This is a genomic window from Aeromonas sp. 2HA2, assembly GCF_029237345.1.
In the GTDB taxonomy this organism is placed as follows: Bacteria; Pseudomonadota; Gammaproteobacteria; order Enterobacterales; family Aeromonadaceae; genus Aeromonas; species Aeromonas salmonicida.
This window is the reverse complement of record NZ_JAACGB010000003.1, coordinates 73,697-92,709: the sequence shown is the minus strand read 5'-3', so window position 1 is coordinate 92,709 and position 19,013 is coordinate 73,697. Positions and strand designations below refer to the sequence as shown.

Genomic DNA, 19,013 nt, shown 5'->3' with positions numbered 1-19,013 from the left:
TCCAACTCCGACTCAATGACTCATTTCGGCACTTATTTCGACAACGGGGCCGCATGGCTTTCCAGGCGACTGACCAGCCCGGGCTCCCATTGCGCCAATCCCAGGCGACTTGCCTCTTGCCACAAGTGTTGATAGTGCTGGCTAGCCAGCGAATTCATGCCTTCCTGCGCCAACAGCTCCGCCTGCACCAACTGGGCATGGAAGCGGGCTCTTGGCTCTTTCAACTGCGCCATCCTTTCATCGAGCAGGGTGAGGGCCGCAGCCACCCCCAGCTCCCCATGACGCAGGGCAACCTCTTCGGCCAGACTGGACTCCCCGTCCCCACCTGCACCACCCACCTTGGCGGGCTGCAACCAGCGGCTGCACTCGGGTGACAGGAAGGGACTGCCATCGCTGAAGGTGAGATCCCGCAGCGCCGGCAGACGCTGCAAGAAACCATCCAGCTCCTGCATGATGGCCTGGGCAACGGTGCCAAACCCCAGCTTATGGGCCACTTCGGCCGAGAGCCGATGCCCCTCGAACCAGTAGGGCGCCAGGGTCAGGCTCTGTTCGATCCGCTGCCAGAGCGCCAGATCCGGCGCGGACCGCTCCAGTGTGGCCAGAGCGGCGCGGTACTCATCCACCATGTCCACCGACATGGGGGCCAGCTGGGTTTTATTGCCCTGAGCCGTCATGGGTGGCGTGGTGATCCCGGCCCAGATGGCGTGGCGACGCAGACGATAGCCCACCGCCGCTTCCGGCTGGCGCTCGATAAGCAACTCGGCCACCTTGAGCTGGGTCTGGCGCCAGGCACGATCGTTGGAGCTGTCAATCTCGACTCCGGAGCCCTTGCTGCTGCCACTGAGCACCATGGTTCCCGACATGCCGCTCGCACTGGCTGTGGCAGCAACAGTGCTGCTTGAAGGTTGGCCACCGGCATCTGCCTGGGCCTGTGCAACCTGCTGGCGTTGGGCCCGTTTCAGCCCCATCAACAAGGGATCGAGCAGCTCGCCCTTGTCCGGGCACTGGGCAAGCCAGCAAGCCTCCAGCAGCTCGGCCTGGGCCAGCAGCTGGGCCAGCTCAGCCGGCGAGGCGCTCTCGCTCACTCGCGGCAAGGCCCCTTCAAAGCGTTTGACGATCTGCACCATCAGCCGCTGTTTCTGGCTGGTATTACCGGGCCAGGCTTGCAGCCAGTAGGCCCGGATCCAGGACTCCAGCAAGCTGAGCGCAGCCCCCAGAGGGGCCGCCTTGGCCGGATGTTGCAGGCAGCGTAGCAGCTGGGCCAGCACCCGCATGTCCTTGGTGCGGCTCTCCAGCAAGCCAAGGCAGGCTTCGGCCACCGCATTGAGATCCACCTGGCTGTGGGCCAGAGAGCCCAGCTTGACCAGTTCGGTCTCCACGTAATCCCAGCGAGGCTCGTCGGCCAGCACGGCACCTTTTATCTGCTCTTCCGGCAAACTGGTGAGCAAACGGGCACACCAGGGGTGTTGATAGCTCATGGCGCCCCCTACCAGCGACACTGTTGGCGCAGGGGCTGCAGCGCCTCTTTCAAACCGCTGAGATCGACCCGGAACAAGGCGCCGTTGTCGGCCTTCACCTGCAGCTCGCGATGACCTATCCAGCGCTTGAGCTCCTCGATGGCGGGCAAGCCACGGCCATATTCCAGCAGCAGGCCCTGATCCCGGATAAACCAGCTCTGGGCGTTGCGGCTGGGCTGGCCATCCAGTTCAATCCGTACCCGCTCACCAACCCAGGGGGCATCAAGCCTTAACCGGATATGGGTAATGCTGTCGACACAGCCTATGGCCAGGGTCGCCCCGCGCAAGGCTGGGCGAGTGAGGGTTTCGCTGCCACGCCCCGCATCGCTTTGCAGCAGGAAGGGAGCACTCTCTGGCGTGCGGGCCTGCTCCTGTGCCCAGATGGCCTGCCAGGCGGCAGACTTGGAGGCACCGCCCTCGCTCGTCTGGGCGAGGCCATTGCCGATGGCGTCATAGCAGGCCAACCGGATCAGCGGCGATGGCTCGCGGCGACACGCCTGCAAACTGGCCATGTCTTGTGGGGGTAATGCGCTGCCGGTCGCCAGCAACAGGGGCAAAAGGCCAAGGGCGCTCATCAGTTCACCTCCAGTTTCTGGCACTTGTGATCCAGGGTGCGCTTGGGAATATTCAGGCTCTCGGCCACCAGCATGCGATTGCCCTGGAAGTAGCGCAGACGCGCCTCGATGACGGAAGCCTCGTACTGCTGCATGGCCCGGCGCAGATCCCGGATGTGGTTGTAATCATCCATGGATTCGGGCAACAGGGCGCTGACTCGCTCGCGCAGCTCGGGGGGCAGCGCCTCCAGCACCACCTCTTCCCCGTGACGGGTGTGGGCGCAGGCGACCTCCAGCAGATTGCGCAGCTCGCGCACATTGCCGGGAAAGTCATAACTTTGCAGTTGCTTCAAGAACTTGCGCTGCAGCCCCGCCAGGGTTTTGCCATCCTGGGCGGCAAACTGGGCCATGAAGTGCTGGCACAGCAGGGGGATGTCATCCATGTGCTCCCGCAGGGGGGCGATGAGCAGCAGACACTGGCAGAGGCGGTGATAGAGATCGGCCCGGAACTGCCCCTCCTCCACATGGCGGGTGAGCGGCTGATGGGTCGCGGCGATGAGGCGAAAATCGGAGTGGCACTCCTGCTCTGCCCCGAGCGGCCGATAGCTTCGCGTCTCGAGCACCCGCAGCAGCTTGGCCTGCATGGCGGCGGGCATGTCGCCGACTTCATCCAGAAACAGGGTGCCGCCGTTGGCCTGGGCCACCAGCCCTGTCTTGTTGGACAGCGCGCCGGAGAAGGCCCCCTTCTGGTAACCGAACAGCTCGCTCTCGATGAGGTTCTCCGGAATGGCGGCGCAGTTGATGGCCACGAACGGTTTGGCGGCGCGATCCGAGCACTGGTGCACCAGCCGGGCGACCACCTCCTTGCCACTGCCTGTCTCCCCCTGGATGAGCACGGTCAGCTTGTGCCGGCCCGCCAGGCTTATCTGCTCGCGCAGCCCGCGGATCACCGCCGACTGGCCGATCAACTGATCGCCCAGCAGCTTCTCATGCTGGCGCTGGCGCTCTCCCTCCCCCTTCATCTGGCGCAAGGAGTCGCGCAGCACGCTCTGATCCCGGCGGCTAAGCCCCAGATCACGAATAAGGGTGAGCTGGTTGCAGAACACCTGTGACAACTGGGCAAGCTCAGGGCGAGCCGCCCACTCTTGCAGCACCTCACCGCTGTCCATCATGGCCAGCACGGCGAACGGCTTGCCGTTGCCATCATTGAGGGGAAAGGCATGCAGACCGCACTGCTGACCCAGATTGGCAAGCAAGGTACGAAACGCGGCGTGTTCGATGCGGGCGCCGCCGTGCAGGGAGTCCCAGGTGCGGGACTGCGCCTTGTGCAGCACATAGGCGAGCGGATGGGAAAAGTCATCCACAGCCAGCGCCAGCGACACCGCCTGCCCCTTGACCCAACCGCTGCATTCGAGCTGACGGCCGCTCACGTCCAGCATGCCCAGCAGTATCCCTTTGGGCTGGAAGCTGGCATTGAGGGTCGAGGTCCACCAGTGGCACAGGTGCTGCTCATCGCGCTGCTGGGTCAAGGCGAGGGCAAATGCGAGGGCTTGTTCCATGTTCAGCCCTCCACCTCGGCCACGAACTGGCGCTCGCTCACAGAGAAACGCACCCGCTTGATGGGCTCACCGGCCGAGAGGCGCTGCAGCAGTTGCAGGGAGACTGGCGGCAGCAGGGCACCGTCGATGACGGATTCCAGCATGCGGGCCCCGTTCTCGCTGCGATTGGCGCGGCGCAGTATCTCCTCAGCCACCTCGTCCTCCAGCACCACCTCAGCACCGAAACGCTCCTTGAGCAGCCTGACCAGTCGGTTGAGTTTGCCGCCCACGATCTGCACCAGGGTGTCGTGATCGAGTGGCAGATAGGGGATCACTTCCATCCGTGCCAGCAGGGCCTGCTTGAAGAAGGCGGCGAGCTCGGGATAGAGCGCATCCAGCAGAACGTCGGGCTGCTCGGCGTAATCGACTATGGTCTGGAAGCCGAGGTTGGAGGTGAGGAAGAAAACCACGTTCTTGCAGTCGATGATGCGCCCTTCCCCGTCGGCCAGCTCGCCCTTGTCGAACGCCTGATAAAAGAGGTTGAGCACGTCAGGATGGGCTTTTTCCACCTCGTCCAACAGCACCACCGAATAGGGCTTCTGACGAATGGCTTCGGTCAGCACGCCCCCTTCGCCAAAACCGACATAGCCGGGAGGCGAACCAATGAGGCGGGAGACAGTATGTTTTTCCTGGTACTCGGACATATTGATGGTAGTCAGATACTGGCGACCGCCAAACATCAGCTCGGCAATCTGCAGCACTGTTTCAGTCTTGCCGACCCCGCTCGGTCCCACCAGCAGGAAGGCCCCCAGCGGACGGCCCGGGCGGCGCAAGTCGGCGCGGGCCGTGAGCAGGTGTTTGTGCAGATGGGCTACCGCCACATCCTGCCCCTTGATAAGCTCGCCGAGGTACTCCGGCAGCCGGGTCACCACGTCCAGTTCACCCTGGGAGATGCGATTGAGGGGCACTCCGGTCCACTCGGCGATCACCGCGGCGACCTGAGTCTTGTCGACATGGGCGGAGACCAGCACCTCAGCCTGTTGCAGCTCGGCCAGCTCGCGCTCAAGCCCGGCCAACTGGTCGGCGGCCGCTTGCGGATCGAGAGGCGCATCAGCGAGATCCAGCGCCTCTCTGGTCAGCATCTCATCCTGCTGATCGGCCAGCAGGGCGGCGCGCAGTTCAACAATCTGATGCACCAGCCCCTGTTGTTGCTGCCACTTGGCTTCCTGCTCGCGCAGGGCATCACGGCTGGTCTGCTGGGCAGACTGCAGCTCGGCCAGTCGCTCTGTGTTGTCACCCAGCCCGATCAGACTCTGGCGCTCCAGCTGGCGGATCTCCAGCTCACGCTGACGCAATGCGTTTTGCAAATGACTGACGGCACGCGGCGGCGTAGTCAGGTTGATGGCCACCCGGGCACAGGCGGTATCGAGCACGTCGATCGCCTTGTCCGGCAACTGACGACCTGAAATATAACGGGCGGAAAGCTGGGCAGCCGCTTGCAGCGCCTCTTCGTCGATCAGCACACCATGGGCCTTCTCGTAGATGCTGCGCAGGCCGCGCAGGATAACCGTAGCCTCATCGGCATTGGGCTCGCCCACCTTCACCAGCTGGAAGCGACGCGAGAGAGCGGCATCTTTCTCCACGTACTTCTTGTACTCGCCCCAGGTGGTGGCGGCTATGGTACGCAGCTCGCCCCGGGCCAGCGCCGGCTTGATCAGGTTGGAGACATCCAGCCCACCGGCCTGATTGCCAGCCCCGATCAGGGTGTGGGCCTCATCGATAAAGAGGATGACAGGACGCACCGCCTCCTTGACCTCCTGCATTACCCCCTTGAAGCGTTTCTCGAACTCCCCCTTGACCGACGCACCGGCCTGCATGGCACCAAGGTCGAGCGTCATCAGCTCCACCTCGCGCAATTTTTCAGGCACCTGATCCGCCACGATGCGCAGCGCCAGCCCCTCGATCAGGGCGCTTTTACCGACCCCGGCCTCCCCCACGACTATGGGGTTGTTCTTGCGGCGCCGCGACAGGATGTCGATCATGAGGTCGATTTCGTGATCTCGACACAAAACAGGGTCCAGGCGGCCCTGGCGTGCCTGCTCGGTCACGTTGATGGTAAAGCGGGCCAGCAGGCTGGCATCGGCTGGCAGGGCTGCCTGAGTCGAGGTGCCGTTTGTAGAAACAGTCACTTGGGTCTCGGCGGACTCTTTCACCCACTCGTCAAACTGCTGGCGCAACAGCTCGCGGTTGACGTTGGCCAGCAGCCGGGTCACAGAGCCCGGCAGGTAACGCTGGGGAGTCATCAAGAGCACCAGCAGCATGACGCCGCTGCGCAGTTGGGCGTGTTGCAGCTCGGCCGAGGCCAGCAGCCAGCTGTCTTGCAACCACTCCACCAGGAGCGGCGAGAAGGAGGGGTAACCCTGGGCATAACCACTGTCTGCACCGGCAGGCTGGAGCAGGGTTTTGAGCTCGTCGACCCCGACGTCGGCCCGCTTGAGGATCTGGCGTACATCAGACAAGGGGGTATCCAGCATCTTGAGCAGCAGGTGCTCGATGCGGATCTCCGCCCCCTGATGGTTGACGCAGAGGGCCGCAGCCTCCTCCAGCATATGACGACAGATGGGGTTGAGTCTTTCCACCAGTACGGGTAGCTCTATACGAATCAAGGCGTGCTCTCCTCAGAATAATTATTTTAATAATTCGCCCAGTTGACGCAGTACGTCCTGGGTCTGGTTATTGAGTTGGTGATGATAGAGGCCAAAGATGATGGCCAGGATCAGCGCGCCCCCCATGAACAGGCTGCGCAGGGAAATCTGCTTGCGCAGTCTGTAACGGGAAGCCTGACGACCGAGGTCGAGGTGAAAGACGCTGGGGGCTTCACCGCTTGTCTCGGGGGCCAGCTGCTTGTGCAACTGTTTGACGATACGCTCGAACTCGTCACGCCCCTTGTTCATCACCTTGTAGCGCCCCTCGAAACCGAGACACAGGCACAGATAGATGAACTCCAGGATGTCGCGATAACGCACCGGGTCTTCCTGCAGACGAGCGAGCAGCACGAACACCTTCTCCCCGCCCCAGGTCTCGTTGTGAAAACGGGTCAGCAAGGAGTGTTCCGACCATTCGCTCTGGCTACCCCAGTCGCGGCCCATGACGGCCTCGTCGATGAAGGTGCAGAGGATGTAGCGAAACGACAGCACCACACCGTTCTCGTAACCCTGAGCCATCAGTTCCTGTTCTATGGCCTGGATCTCGGTCACCACCCGCTGGTACAGCTCCGGCACCCTGTCGTAGCGCGACAGCAGGCGCACCCGCTGCACCAGCCCCAGCAAGGGGGTTACCGCATCTATCATGGGGTTGATGCTCTGGCCGCGCAGGCGGAACCAGTAGTCCGAATCCATGTCCAGCTGCTCGGCATGATCGAACAGCAGGTCACTGAGTTGCTCGTTCTTGATAATGTCCGTGGTCATCTCTGCTTGTTTCCTTGATGCGATCACTGGCTGCGAATGGCCCAGAGCTGCATGTCGAGCTCGGGGAAATCACCGGCAATGTGGAAGGCGAGCGTGTTGCTGACCGCCAGTATCTGCCAGGCCGGGCTTTGCCGATCGAGCTGGAAGTAGCTGTAACCGGCGTGATAGGGCAACTGACGCGGCGCCACCGGCAGTGGCAACAACGGAATGCCGGGCAGTTGCAGGCTGATGAGTTCGCGGATCTTGTCGCTCGACGCCACCTTGGTCTGCTGCAGCAACTGCTTGCGCAGCTGCTCCTGCGGCATGCGGGCACGCACCGCCAGCACGAAGTCGGCGCTTTGCATCAGCTCGCTCTCGTTGACCATGGCCACCATGACGCCGTACTGGTGCTTGCGCAGCTGGATGGAGACGGCACGTGGCGACAGCACGGTACTGAGCGCCTGACGCAGAGCCAGCATCACAGGCTCGAAACTCACCTGCTGATCGTCGTGACGATAGGCGGCAAACTCGGGGGGCAGACGGGATTCATCGGTGAAGGTCATCAGCTCGCCACAGATCTGCACCAGGGCCTCGTGCAACCGTTCCGGATGCAGGGTGCCAAGACGCGCCAGATGGGAAAGCTGGGGCTGAGCGCGGTTGAGCAGTTGCAACATCATGAACTCGGCCACATCGGCGACCCCCTGCTGACCGGGGGCGGCAATGCGCTGGGAGAGGCTGCGAGCCCGCTCGGCCACCAGCCCGGCCGACTCGCCGAGGAAGCGCTTGAGGGTTGGAATGGCAGAGACGCTGATGCTGCAGGGCATGAAGTTGGGATCCAGCACCAGACCACCGTCCGGACGCTTGTCCAGAATGCGAGCGATGGCGAGCGAGGCATAGGCGCTGCGATCTTCGCGCTCCAGCATCAGCCGCAGGCTGACTCGCCCCACTTCCAGGGAGACAACATCCCCCCCTTCGCTGTGCAGATCGCGCACATCGTGGCGATGGGCCTGCAAGCGGGTGGCGACCTGGCCGCCCTGATTGACTTCGTTGACCCCGTTCACCGAGAGCGGCAATGCCAGGTAAACCTTCTGGTTGGCGACCGAGGCATCGGTAATTTCCAGGGGCGCCGGCAGCACATCGTCATTGGGAATATTGAAGACGGTGCCGTCCGGCAGTATGCCGGTCGCACCTACCAGGGCGATACGGCCAAACCCCAGGTAGTCCTCGTTGATGGCCAGCGACTGCAAGCCATAGAAATAGTCGCTGAGCGCACTCAGTCTGGCGTGCAGCGCATACTCTGAATGTCTTTGTTGTTGCTGGAAGTGCTGGGGCTTGATGAAGAGCCCCTCACGCCAGATAACCCGATTTCGACTCGACATGATTATTCTTCTTCTTTTTGCAGTTCCACTTCATCCAGACGCAGATGAACCAGGATTTGATAGGCTCGCCCCATGCTCTTCACCTTGATGACCTTGCGCCACTCGGCGCTGTCCGGATCGGCATAACGCGCGATCACCCCGATGTAGCGGGTCTTCTCATCGAGCTTGATGGGCGGCAGATACTTGAACTGGCCCGGCAGCAGTGTGTAGTCCTGATGATCCAGGTAGTTCTTGCCAAGGGCCTTTTCCACATCCTCGGTCACCTGGTCGTAATCGGTGGCGAGCAGCTTGGAGTCTTCGGCCAGCAGCACCACCTGAAACTCGATGGGTGCCGCCTCCCCGCTCTCGTTGGGGTTGACATCCCGCTCGGCCAGCAGGCTCAGCCCCAGGGTGGTGGCTTGTTCATCGTTGCTGCCCACCTGGATATCCGGATCCATGGCCACATCGGCCATCTTGCCCATGGTGGTACAGCCTGCCAGGGTCAGCAGAAAGGCCCCCAGCATCAGCGCACGTATCATCAAATCAGTCCCTGTTGCTGACGCACGGCCTGGTCGTATGCCTGGGCATAGACCTGATGGAACAGCTTGTCGAACCCCTGCTGACGGGCAGAAGTGAGCTCGCGGTAGTAGTGCTGGTACATGTTCCAGGCCCAGCCTTCGTCGGCTACACCGGGGGCGCCGGTACGACGGTAGTGCTCGAAACGGCCAATCAGTGCCTCTGGCGAGAAGGCTTGCAATATGCTGTCCAGCGCCGCGCCAATGGCCTGCTGGTTCGCCACATGATGAATGCGCACATTGCGCAGGCTCTCGGCCACGGCCGCCGGCGCCGTCAGGTGCACCGGACTCTTCTGTTCGGCAAACATCACCGCCAGGGTCTCGTCATAATCGAGACCAAGGCGCAGCGGATTGTCTTCGATGGGACGCAGGTGCTTGTCTGCCAGCGCAGCCTGATCGGTTTGCAACTGCAGCAGTCCTTCCACCATGGCGCGCACCGTTTTGCCCATCTCTTCGAGCATGTCGTGAGCCTGCTGGGTATCCTGCAACTGCAGGGACTGACCCAGGCCGCGCATCAAGGGGGTCAGCGCCACGTGGTCCACCCCCTCCAGCGGAGGGTGGTAATCGGGGTGATTCTCTATGGTGGGCATATCCAGAAATTCTTGGTTCATGGTGTTCTCGACAGCAGAAAAAGGGGCGAGGGATACGGCATCCATATCCGGTTGTGAACGCAGTGGTGACGGCTGGCGGGGATCCACCAGCGGGGTCAGCACCGAGCGTTCATGTTGCAGTGCCAGCAAGGGGTCGACGGCGAGGGCGCGTGGATCCTCCATGGCTTGACCGGTCTCCTCCCCGGCAAGCCACTCATCGAGCTGCTCGGAGGGCCGGTTGCCCAGCACCTGGTGCAGGTTCTGCTCGGGGGAGATGGCCCCCAGATAGGCGCGCATCCGGAACGGACCGACGATCAGTTCGTCACCCTGCTCAAGGTGTACCTTGCGGGCCCGCCCTATGGGCGAGGTCGCGCCGTTGATGTAGGTCTGACCGCTCAGATCGCACAGGCAGAAACGGCCATCGTTCAACTCGATCCGGGCGTGGGCCGGCATGACCGACCCCAACCTGTCACGCAGTTGCCAATCGTCCTGCTCTGAGGCACCCAGAGTGCCCCCCATCTCGTCGAAGCGGTACTGCACCTGCTGGCTGCCATCGAGCTGTTCGCTGTTGAGCACCACCAGGGAAAGTTGCTGATTAAAATCGTCCACATTCACTCCTGCACTGATTTCTACACCGAATTTCCTGCGTTTATTCCTGTACACAGATAGTCACAAACGGGTCGCTCGGCGGTTGGCCGAGAAAGGTACTCCATCCCAGGCGCGCGCTCTGCTCTTCTCCCAATCGCAACCCCCGGGCCTGCTCCTGGCCAAAGCCGAGTCGCAGATCCCAGGCCAATTGGTCGCGCAGGATGAAGGAGACAAAGGTCACCAGCGCATGGAAGTGTTCCCCGTTCGGGAGAAAACCGAGAAACTGGCCAAAACTCAGGTCATTGATCTTCAATAAAAACTTGCCCGCACAATCGTTCACCTTGTCACCGATGACAAAGTCGCCGCCCAAAGTGGCGCAAGCACCGCCCAGCCGGTTTTGCTGATCCTGATGGATGGGCACCTTGCGCCATTGCCAGGCACTCACTTCCACATCCGCCAGATCGAAACAGTGCGCCACCAGACCGGCCACCACCTCGGGCGAGCGGCTGGGACTGGCCAACATGCCTGCATAAGAGAGCATCTTGGCGCGATTGACCGGCAGGCTCTGGCAGACGGCCTCATTGCCCAGCCCCACCAGGGCAAACATCAGACGGGAGAAACCATCCTCGCCGTTGTCCTGAAAGCGCACGTGATAGCGATATTTGCGCCAGATCCTGTGCAGCAGCGTCAGCAGGCGGTGGTGAAAGAAGTCCAGAAACAACCCGAGCTTCTGCTCCCCTTGCGCGTACTCCCACGCCAACGAATCCAGGTAATAACCTGGCATGGGTGACTGGCTGCCGTGCAAGCCGAGAAACGCTACTTCAAGCTCATGGCGACCCTTGCCATCGCGACCCACCTGCAATACATCGCTGGTGGGAAAACCCAGGGACGCGGTCGCCTTGAAGCGGATATTTTCGTCACTCGGCAAATGGTCGAGGCCGCGCTCCTGATCGGCGCCGTCCAGCCGGTTGAGCAGTTCAACCAGCTGGAAGAAATTGAAACGGGGCGCGTCCCTGGTGGAGGTCACATCAGGGAGTGCTGACCGATCTGGACTGGCCATTGATAGCGCTCCTTGTTGTCGAGATTGACCACCTCCAGCAGGTGGAAAGCATTGACGCTGGCATACAGGGAGAAAAAGTGAGCCAGCACGGTACTGAAGAGATAGAGCTCCCCTTCGCTGCCAAAGGCGGATTGGCGAATGGAGAGTACCGACTTGAGCCCGCGCACCGGCATGCCGCGCACCAGCCTGTCCACCGGTTTGGTCTCGATCTCCTCGATCCCCGCCAGTCGCTTGCGCGATGCCTGTTCAGCCTGCTTGTCATGCAGCGCGGGGAAGTCATAGGTGCGCAGCACTTGTACCAAGGCATCCCGACGCAGCAGAGAGACATAGTTGAGCGACAGATTGGAGATGAGGGTCCAGTGCAGACTGCCATCCAGCGCCGGACGCAGCGGCCGGGTCGGCCGGATCAAGTTGCGAAAGGTGGCAAACGAAGGCGAGCTGCCGGTGGGCACACAAATGCTGCCAGCCTTGAGACGGGCAGCTCGGGAGCGGTTGGTGCACGTCAGCGTGACCGAAATGGATTCGTCCAGCTCGACCGTGGTGGTCTCATCCCCGCGTACAAACGAGAGGTTGTGCTCGAAGCCATCCCCGCTGACCGACTCTTTGACCCGCACCCGGTAATAGAGTGCCAACCTGTGCTTGGCCCGTTCGATCTGGTGCTGAAAACTTTCAAACGGCTGGTAGATACGCGGCGTACCGCGGGAGCGACCCAGGTTGCCTTCCACCCAGCCCTCGACTTGATCCACCGAGAAGATTTCGAAACTGTCCGCATGGCGATAACTCGCCTTGAGGGGATATTCCGCCTGACGGCCATTGAGGTTGACCGGCTCACTGTCGTGCTGGAACAGGTTGATGGCCGGCACACAGTTGAGCATGAAGGAGTCGGGTCGGATCTTGAGCTCGGCAGGCAAGGGCCTGTCAAAACAGAAATGGAGCTTGAATTCGCTCACCGGCAAGGGTTGTTTCGGCCAGTCGCCGCCGCTGAGTTCAAAGAAGAGGAAGCTTTCCGGGAAGCAGAAATACTCCTGCAAGATCCGGTAGCCGGAATAGACATTGTTCGGATAAGGAAGGAGCGCGTCGTCGCGCTCGAAACCGACCGATTTCAGGGCCTTGGCCTCCTGGCGAAAGCGCTTGCCATCGATCTCCAGCTCGATATGGGAGAGCTGGTTGGCGAGCCAGAAATAGAGCTCATAGGCGGTATAGCTGTCGCCACCTAGGAAGAAACGCAGCTTGTCCAGCTGCAACTCGCAGAGCGGCAAGGGAGCATGCAAGGCAATATCGAGCGAGATGGTGGAGAGATCGTTACCACTTTGCGCCGAGATATGGCGGATATCTGCCGGATAGACCCAGGCATCGTGACAGGTCTGAAAGTGACAGGTCACCTCGTCGATGGGCAGGCTGTCGAGCTGACACCCCTGCTTGACCAGCGCCGGTTGAGCGATGGCCCCCGGAATAACCGAAAACTGCATGATGGTCATGCTGGGTACGGGGCGCAGATAGTTGGGCCAGAGCATATTGAGCAGACCATGGGTCAGCTCGGGAAACTCATCCTCGATCTTGGCGCGCAGATTGCCGGTGAGAAACGCGAAGCCTTCCAGCAGGCGCTCCACATCCGGATCGGTATTTTGCTCCGACAGGAAACGGGTGAGCTCGGGATAGGTATCGGCAAATTCACGCCCTTGCAGGCGCAAAAAAGCCAATTCATCCCTGAAGTAATGTTCCAGCGACATTGATCAGACCATGCGGTAGTGACGGTGACTGTCCATATGGACGTTGAACGAGGTGACCTGCTCGATATGCTCCAGCCTCACGTGGGCCGTCACCTGAAACGACATCTCAAGCGGACTCGCCTGATAGTCGGGTGACCGTACATCCACATGAATGATCCGAGGTTCATAACGACGGATGCACTGCCGGATCGCCTCACGGATCCGCCCCTTGATATCCGCACTGCCCTGAGTAGCGTCATTGAGATCAATGACACCCAGATCGGGCGCGCTGCGGCAATTGCCGGGACGGGTATTGAGAACCTGTTCGAGCTGCCGTTTGACAGATGCGATCAGTTCCTCAGACTCCGTGCGGGGGGAAGAGCTCAGCCCCTCCCCCCGGATACGATCAAACAGACTGGCCGCATTTCCTCTATCCCAGGAAGAGAGATACGGCATCGGGCATTATTCCTTGTCCAGTCGACCTACCAGAGACAGCTCGAAGCTGGCTCCCATGTACTTGAAGTGCGGACGCACAGCCATGGCAACCTGGTACCAACCCGGCTCCCCTTCCACGTCCAGCACCTTGATCTGGGCGGCACGCAATGGGCGACGGCTGCGCACCTCTGCCGGCGGGTTTTCCTGATCCGCGACGAACTGCTTGATCCAGCCGTTCAGTTCACGCTCCAGATCCTGACGCTCCTTCCAGGAGCCGATCTGCTCGCGCTGCAGCACTTTGATGTAGTGCGCCAGGCGGTTGATGATGAACATGTAGGGCAGCTGGGTACCCAGCTTGTAGTTGGTCTCAGCTTCCCGGCCTTCCTTGGTATTGGGGAACACCTTGGGTTTTTGCACCGAGTTGGCGGAGAAGAAGGCTGCATTGTCGCTGTCTTTACGCATGGTCAGGGTGATGAAACCCTCTTCTGACAGCTCATATTCGCGACGATCGGTGATGAGCACTTCGGTCGGGATCTTGGCTTGCAGCTGACCCATGGCCTCGTAGACATGTACCGGCAGATCGTGGATGGCACCACCGCTCTGCGGACCGATAATGTTCGGACACCAGCGATACTTGGCAAAGCTGTCGGTCAGGGAGGTGCCCATCAGATACGCGGTATTGCCCCACAGGTAGTGGTCGTGATCCGAGCTGATGTCTTCCTGATAGTTGAAGCCCTTGATGGGATTCTCGGTCGGATCGTATGGCAGACGGGCCAGAAAACGCGGTGCCGTCAACCCCAGATAGCGGGCATCTTCCGATTCGCGCAGTGCGCGCCACTTGGTGTAGGACGGGCCTTCGAAGACAGACTTGAGATCCTTGATGGAAGACAAGTCCGTGAAGTTGTCGACCCCAAAGAAGGCGGGTGCTACCGAGGAGATAAAGGGGGCATGCGCCATGGCGCCAACGGCACTGACATACTGCATCAACTTGATGTCGGGTGAGCTGTGGGTGAAGGCATAATCACCTATCACGGCACCGACGGGCTGGCCACCGAACTGGCCATAACCACTGGAATAAACATGCTTGTAGAGGCCGGACTGAGTGATCTCGGGGGAGAACTCGAAATCTTCCAGCAACTCTTCCTTGGTCGCATGCAGCACCTGGATCTTGATGTTTTCACGAAAATCGGTGCGATCCACCAGCAACTTGAGTGAACGCCAGGAAGATTCCATCTCCTGCAATTCTTTGGCGTGCAGGATGACGTCCATCTGTTTGCTCAGCTTCTTGTCGAGTTCGACAATCATGCTGTCTACCAACGCCTTGTTGACAGGATCGCTGGTGGTACCGTTATCAAGAATATTGGCGATCAAGGCGGCAACGCCTTGTTTGGCAACACTGTAACCCTCATCAACAGGGCTGATACGGGCCTGCGCCATGATTTCGTCCAGCAAGGACGGGGAGGCGGTATTGGCCCCCGCTTGAACCTGTTCTTCGACCAAAGACATGTTGTTTTCCTTTCTCGTCAATCAATCCAACCTACCGATCACTCGGCAGGCTTAATCAAATCCAGCTCCTTGAGCAGTTGCTCACGAGCTTCATCACTGGACAGCAGGTCCTGCAAACGATTGCGGAAGGAGGGAATATTTCCCAGCGGTCCCTTCAGGGCAACCAGCGCCTCACGCAGTTCCAGCAGCTTGCGCAGTTCGGGTACCTGCTGGGCTACGCTGTCAGGGGTGAAGTCATCCAGTGACTGGATCTTGATCGAAACCGGCATCTCGTCCTGGCTGTTCTCCTCCAGGCGATTGGGAACGTAAAAATTCAATTCCAGTGCAGATTCTTTCATGACGGAAGAAAAGTTGTTCTTGTCGATGGAGACGGTCTGACGCTCCTCGATAGGGGTTTCTTCGGTACGGCCTTTCATATTGCCTACCACCATCATGGTCAGCGGAAGTTCAACTTCTCCCTGCTGCCCACCGGTTGCCGGCACATATTTGATATTGATGCGTTCTTTGGGCGCAACAGTGGCGCCATCGATACTCTTTCCCATGCTCTAAATACCAAGTTGTGGATCTGCCAAGACCCAAAAGCTTATAGCCGATGGATTAACCAACAACTGTCAAAAATGACAGTTGACTGTGTCGCTGAATAGCGACACGCGACTCCATAGGCCGACTGATATGTTTTTGATATAAAAAGAGCAGAGACTCTAATAATCAAAAACACAATATGCACCTTGTTATCTATACAACCCGATTATGCCTCTGCTCTTTGTCAGAGGTCATGTTGGCTTAAAGTGCCATTTGCGGCGAATGGTATATTCATCCATTCAGCAACGTCAATAAGACATGATTAAAATAAAATATTTACTTTAAAAAACAAGCGCTTGTGTACACTTATTGAAAAAACAAAAAATATTAAAACCTGTATGCAAGATGAAACAAAAGATATTCGAGATGACTATTATAAAAGAATATCCAATAAAGCAATGACGACGCGACAAGGATTGACGCCAAGCACCTGTTGCTGCGTCAACCCTTGTCACATATGTTCATTCACTCATCTTTAAACTCATCTGGCACAGGAATTACCAATGGAAGGGTAAAAGATACATTTAAACAAAATAAATATAATAAGAGGTGACACTCAATACCTAGATGACAGGCATATGATTTACAACGCTTTTAATAAAAAATTCATTCGATTAAATCGCGCCTTTGAACTTAACGAACCAGTGCTGCGCCAGTTTCTGACCGGTACTCTTCTCTTTTTCTGTCATCCCCTTTTCCAGCTCATCGCGCGCCTTGGTTGCATCACTATTACCATCCGTTGCAGCAAGCAAGTACCATGCATAAGCATGCAATCTATTACGTGGTGCTCCCCACCCTTGCTCACGCATTATCCCCATACGATATTGCGCGTTTCTGTGATTGGCATTGGCTGCCAGTCGATACTGCTGCAGTGCCTGACTGTAATCTTCCTTGCCGCCCAACCCCAGTCGTAGCATCTCGGCATAAGCGTACCGGGCATCGACATTGCCTTGTTGGGCTGCCTGCGCAAAACTCTGACGGGCTGAAGCCAGCTCCCCCCGTTCTTGTTGCAGCTCCGCCAATGCAACTTGTGCCTGACTGAACCCTCCCTGGGCCGCCAGCGTCAACCAATGCTCACGTGAAACAACATCGGTCTGCAGCAAGCTCAACTGATATTCAGCCTTATGGGAACCACGACCAGCCGCCAGCTCCAGCCAATATCGACCCAGCGCAAGATCCTGCGCTACCAGATCGCCGGCCTGATAGGCCAATCCCAACCACAACTGGGCAGGCGCAGAACCCGCGTTAGCAGCACGCTGATAGGCAGTAAATGCCTCTGCCGAACTTGCCTGGCGAGCAAGCACCAGCAAGGCGTCCGGTTGCTGCTGGGCGGCAGCCTTCTCAAACCAGCGCTGGGCAATATCGGAGCGCTTGTTTACCCCCTTCCCCTGCTCGTAACGCAGCCCGAGTTGGTACTGAGCGTCACGATTGCCCTGCTCGGCCGCTTTTTCCAGCCATTTGATGGCCTCTGTATCGGCACCGGACTGCTTGGCATACCACTGCCCCAGGATCAGTTGCGCTTGGGCATGATCCTGTTTGGCCGCCTGTTCGAACCAGTCGAGACACTCGCTGACCAATTTGCCTTTATGGTTGAGCTGGCAATCCATCCCCAGCTGATAACTGGCCTCACGATTACCCAGTTTGGCCGCACGTTGCCACCAGTCATTGGCCAACGTTGGGCTCTTCGGCTCACCCAGGCCGGACTGATACCAGCGACCCACCTGCAACGCTGCTTCACCACGAATATCGCTATCCGCCGCCAAGGGGCCAGATTGCTGCGCCGCCTGCTTCATCCAGCGCATCGCCTCGGGATAATCAGGCTTGGCCGCCAAACGCTTGGCCAGTTCATACTGGGCTTTGCCATGACCCTGCTGGGCTGTTTGAGATAGCTCCGACTCAGTGAGTGATGTAGTTGTGGTACAAGCGGTTAACCAGCTGCTCGCCAGTGCAAGCCATAAAGCACGGTATGTCATGAGAAAAATCTACGCTGATAGAAGTTGAAGATGAGTAGATGCCATATTACTGGCAGCTCCGTTATGCTACGTGACCACCTGATAGGCATAAAGCTGATGCCGCGCCGTCCCTGACTATTAGCCTTGCCTGCCAGAAGGCACCGATACTCTCTGCCAATTCTGCAGCCATGACATGGTCGTTATCACGATGGCAGGTCAGATACTGGGCCAACCAATGTTGGTACTGCTTCATTGATACCTCTTAAACCACTATCCAAATTAATCGACCGGGTTGGTATCCGTCTTAGGCTGTGCGGCACGGTAGGCGTCCATGATCGGGGCCCAGTCCATACCGAACGGTACAGGGTGTTGCTTGAATAGCTCGCCATATTTCTTGTCGAAATCATCCATACCATATTGGCGCGCTATCGGTACTTTCTGATCATACCAATCATCGATCACCTCTTCGGCTATGCCGCGGACAAGCAGTAGGTCAGGGCTGAGCTGCAATCCTCCTCCGGTTAATATGACCTCGAAATAACCACCAGGAGCCAATCCAAAGTAGAGCCGATTTCGTCTTTCATAACGCCCTTCAACCAAATACACCTGACGCATTTTCTGCTCTAGATCGATAGGTAAATCTACCTTGATGCGGTAGCGCTTGCCATCATGGAACGAAACCATCTCAATCACGGCTTTATCGGGGACGGGAACGCCATCGGTGGGCAGGCCACCGCCGCCAGCCCAGTAATAACGCTGTCCCTTGATACGGTCGGCAAGCAGACCTCCAGCCCCCCCTCCAGCTAGACGGTCCGCATAAACCTTTTTCCCTCCAAGATAGAACTCGGTCTTGGTGTTCTTAGTAAGATCTATATTGCTGCCTGTACCATAATCCCAAGCAAATTTAGACAGAGATTGTGGAACCGCGCAGGCCATCAATGACAAGCTGACTCCCAACAATGCGACGATATATTTCATCTTTATGCTTCCTTGTTCTCTATCATCCAAACAGCCGGACACACACAGTTATAAGGTTGCACGGTCTGAACAACCGGACATTCCCAATCTGCTGGCCCGCGAATTTGATGTCCAGCAACCCAATCAGGTGTGGTGTGGCGATATCACCTACGTCTGGGCAGGTGGTCGTTGGCATTACCTGGCAGCGGTTCTTGACCTGCATATCCGGCGGGTTGTGGGGTGGGCGATGTCAGATAAACCAGATGCCGAGCTGGCCGTGAAAGCACTTGAGATGGCGTATCAGCAACGAGGTTGTCCGTCAGGCGTGCTGTTTCACTCTGACCAGGGCAGCCAATATGGCAGCCGGGCATTTCGGCAACGACTGTGGCGCTATCGTATGACCCAGAGCATGAGCCGACGTGGCAACTGCTGGGATAACGCCCCGATGGGGCGGTTGTTCAGGAGCTTGAAGACGGAGTGACTTCCGGCGACAGGTTACATGAGTCTGCGGGAAGCGAAACGGGATATCAGCCATGACCTGATGGATTACTACAACTGGCGGCGACCACATCAACACAATAATGGGATACCGCCAGCAGAGGCCGATACTCGGCCTAACCAAGTGTCCGGATTTAGTTGACCACTA

The 19,013-nt window shown here is 58.8% G+C and carries 15 protein-coding genes and 1 pseudogene; 1 reads left to right on the top strand and 15 read right to left on the bottom strand.

What is annotated here, in order from left to right; translation table 11 throughout:
• Nucleotides 1–32 precede the first annotated feature (32 nt).
• From tssA to GWQ29_RS06650, 15 genes are all read right to left on the bottom strand, one after another.
• Nucleotides 33–1,478 (bottom strand): type VI secretion system protein TssA, encoded by a 1,446-nt coding sequence (tssA, locus tag GWQ29_RS06720; protein WP_275919053.1) that lies wholly within the window; start codon nt 1,476–1,478, stop codon nt 33–35.
• Between the two features lie 8 nt (nt 1,479–1,486).
• Complete coding sequence (vasI, locus tag GWQ29_RS06715; RefSeq protein WP_275919052.1) at nt 1,487–2,092, bottom strand: type VI secretion system-associated protein VasI; 606 nt, start codon at nt 2,090–2,092, stop codon at nt 1,487–1,489.
• Nucleotides 2,092–3,630 carry a sigma-54 dependent transcriptional regulator gene (locus GWQ29_RS06710; protein WP_275919051.1) on the bottom strand — a complete coding sequence of 513 codons (1,539 nt, stop codon included), beginning with the start codon at nt 3,628–3,630 and terminating at the stop codon, nt 2,092–2,094. Before GWQ29_RS06710 ends, vasI begins: the two co-directional genes overlap by 1 nt.
• 2 nt (nt 3,631–3,632) lie before the next feature.
• Complete coding sequence (tssH, locus tag GWQ29_RS06705; protein ID WP_275919050.1) at nt 3,633–6,275, bottom strand: type VI secretion system ATPase TssH; 2,643 nt, start codon at nt 6,273–6,275, stop codon at nt 3,633–3,635.
• Nucleotides 6,276–6,296: 21 nt separating this feature from the next.
• Entirely contained in the window at nt 6,297–7,076 is a 780-nt protein-coding gene (icmH, locus tag GWQ29_RS06700; RefSeq protein WP_265461402.1) for a type IVB secretion system protein IcmH/DotU, read from the bottom strand.
• A 23-nt stretch (nt 7,077–7,099) separates the two neighbouring features.
• The gene (gene tssK, locus GWQ29_RS06695) at nt 7,100–8,434 is read right to left on the bottom strand and encodes a type VI secretion system baseplate subunit TssK (RefSeq protein ID WP_275919049.1); all 1,335 of its coding nucleotides are present in this window, start codon (nt 8,432–8,434) and stop codon (nt 7,100–7,102) included.
• A gap of 2 nt (nt 8,435–8,436) precedes the next feature.
• Entirely contained in the window at nt 8,437–8,952 is a 516-nt protein-coding gene (tssJ, locus tag GWQ29_RS06690; RefSeq protein WP_275919048.1) for a type VI secretion system lipoprotein TssJ, read from the bottom strand.
• Entirely contained in the window at nt 8,952–10,187 is a 1,236-nt protein-coding gene (tagH, locus tag GWQ29_RS06685) for a type VI secretion system-associated FHA domain protein TagH (protein WP_212540975.1), read from the bottom strand. The genes tssJ and tagH overlap by 1 nt, the downstream gene beginning before the upstream one ends.
• A 40-nt stretch (nt 10,188–10,227) precedes the next feature.
• Nucleotides 10,228–11,226 carry a type VI secretion system baseplate subunit TssG gene (gene tssG / locus GWQ29_RS06680; protein ID WP_059112431.1) on the bottom strand — a complete coding sequence of 333 codons (999 nt, stop codon included), beginning with the start codon at nt 11,224–11,226 and terminating at the stop codon, nt 10,228–10,230.
• Nucleotides 11,190–12,956: a type VI secretion system baseplate subunit TssF gene (gene tssF / locus GWQ29_RS06675; protein WP_005310691.1), complete on the bottom strand. Its 1,767-nt coding sequence runs from the start codon at nt 12,954–12,956 to the stop codon at nt 11,190–11,192. The genes tssG and tssF overlap by 37 nt, the downstream gene beginning before the upstream one ends.
• Nucleotides 12,957–12,959: 3 nt before the next feature.
• The gene (tssE, locus tag GWQ29_RS06670) at nt 12,960–13,391 is read right to left on the bottom strand and encodes a type VI secretion system baseplate subunit TssE (RefSeq protein WP_087755878.1); all 432 of its coding nucleotides are present in this window, start codon (nt 13,389–13,391) and stop codon (nt 12,960–12,962) included.
• Nucleotides 13,392–13,397: 6 nt separating this feature from the next.
• Nucleotides 13,398–14,876 carry a type VI secretion system contractile sheath large subunit gene (tssC, locus tag GWQ29_RS06665; RefSeq protein WP_256688174.1) on the bottom strand — a complete coding sequence of 493 codons (1,479 nt, stop codon included), beginning with the start codon at nt 14,874–14,876 and terminating at the stop codon, nt 13,398–13,400.
• Between the two features lie 38 nt (nt 14,877–14,914).
• A complete protein-coding gene (tssB, locus tag GWQ29_RS06660; protein ID WP_265421355.1) occupies nt 14,915–15,418 on the bottom strand; it encodes a type VI secretion system contractile sheath small subunit in 504 nt (167 codons plus the stop codon).
• A gap of 654 nt (nt 15,419–16,072) precedes the next feature.
• Nucleotides 16,073–17,431, bottom strand: coding sequence for a tetratricopeptide repeat protein (locus GWQ29_RS06655; RefSeq protein ID WP_275919047.1), 1,359 nt, complete (start codon nt 17,429–17,431; stop codon nt 16,073–16,075).
• Nucleotides 17,432–17,689: 258 nt separating this feature from the next.
• The gene (locus tag GWQ29_RS06650; protein ID WP_275919046.1) at nt 17,690–18,388 is read right to left on the bottom strand and encodes a DUF2931 family protein; all 699 of its coding nucleotides are present in this window, start codon (nt 18,386–18,388) and stop codon (nt 17,690–17,692) included.
• Nucleotides 18,389–18,407: 19 nt separating this feature from the next.
• Here GWQ29_RS06650 and GWQ29_RS06645 point away from each other — a divergent pair.
• Nucleotides 18,408–19,007 (top strand): annotated as a pseudogene (locus tag GWQ29_RS06645) (IS3 family transposase); the annotation flags it as partial.
• Between the last annotated feature and the right edge of the window lie 6 nt (nt 19,008–19,013).

What these genes read in the sequence shown, in the direction of transcription:
- tssA (WP_275919053.1), bottom strand. Translation starts at nt 1,478, where the DNA reads ATGAGCTATCAACACCCCTGGTGTGCCCGTTTGCTCACCAGTTTGCCG.
- vasI (WP_275919052.1), bottom strand. Translation starts at nt 2,092, where the DNA reads ATGAGCGCCCTTGGCCTTTTGCCCCTGTTGCTGGCGACCGGCAGCGCA.
- GWQ29_RS06710 (WP_275919051.1), bottom strand. Translation starts at nt 3,630, where the DNA reads ATGGAACAAGCCCTCGCATTTGCCCTCGCCTTGACCCAGCAGCGCGAT.
- icmH (WP_265461402.1), bottom strand. Translation starts at nt 7,076, where the DNA reads ATGACCACGGACATTATCAAGAACGAGCAACTCAGTGACCTGCTGTTC.
- tssK (WP_275919049.1), bottom strand. Translation starts at nt 8,434, where the DNA reads ATGTCGAGTCGAAATCGGGTTATCTGGCGTGAGGGGCTCTTCATCAAG.
- tssJ (WP_275919048.1), bottom strand. Translation starts at nt 8,952, where the DNA reads ATGATACGTGCGCTGATGCTGGGGGCCTTTCTGCTGACCCTGGCAGGC.
- tssG (WP_059112431.1), bottom strand. Translation starts at nt 11,226, where the DNA reads ATGGCCAGTCCAGATCGGTCAGCACTCCCTGATGTGACCTCCACCAGG.
- tssF (WP_005310691.1), bottom strand. Translation starts at nt 12,956, where the DNA reads ATGTCGCTGGAACATTACTTCAGGGATGAATTGGCTTTTTTGCGCCTG.
- tssE (WP_087755878.1), bottom strand. Translation starts at nt 13,391, where the DNA reads ATGCCGTATCTCTCTTCCTGGGATAGAGGAAATGCGGCCAGTCTGTTT.
- tssC (WP_256688174.1), bottom strand. Translation starts at nt 14,876, where the DNA reads ATGTCTTTGGTCGAAGAACAGGTTCAAGCGGGGGCCAATACCGCCTCC.
- tssB (WP_265421355.1), bottom strand. Translation starts at nt 15,418, where the DNA reads ATGGGAAAGAGTATCGATGGCGCCACTGTTGCGCCCAAAGAACGCATC.
- GWQ29_RS06655 (WP_275919047.1), bottom strand. Translation starts at nt 17,431, where the DNA reads ATGACATACCGTGCTTTATGGCTTGCACTGGCGAGCAGCTGGTTAACC.
- GWQ29_RS06650 (WP_275919046.1), bottom strand. Translation starts at nt 18,388, where the DNA reads ATGAAATATATCGTCGCATTGTTGGGAGTCAGCTTGTCATTGATGGCC.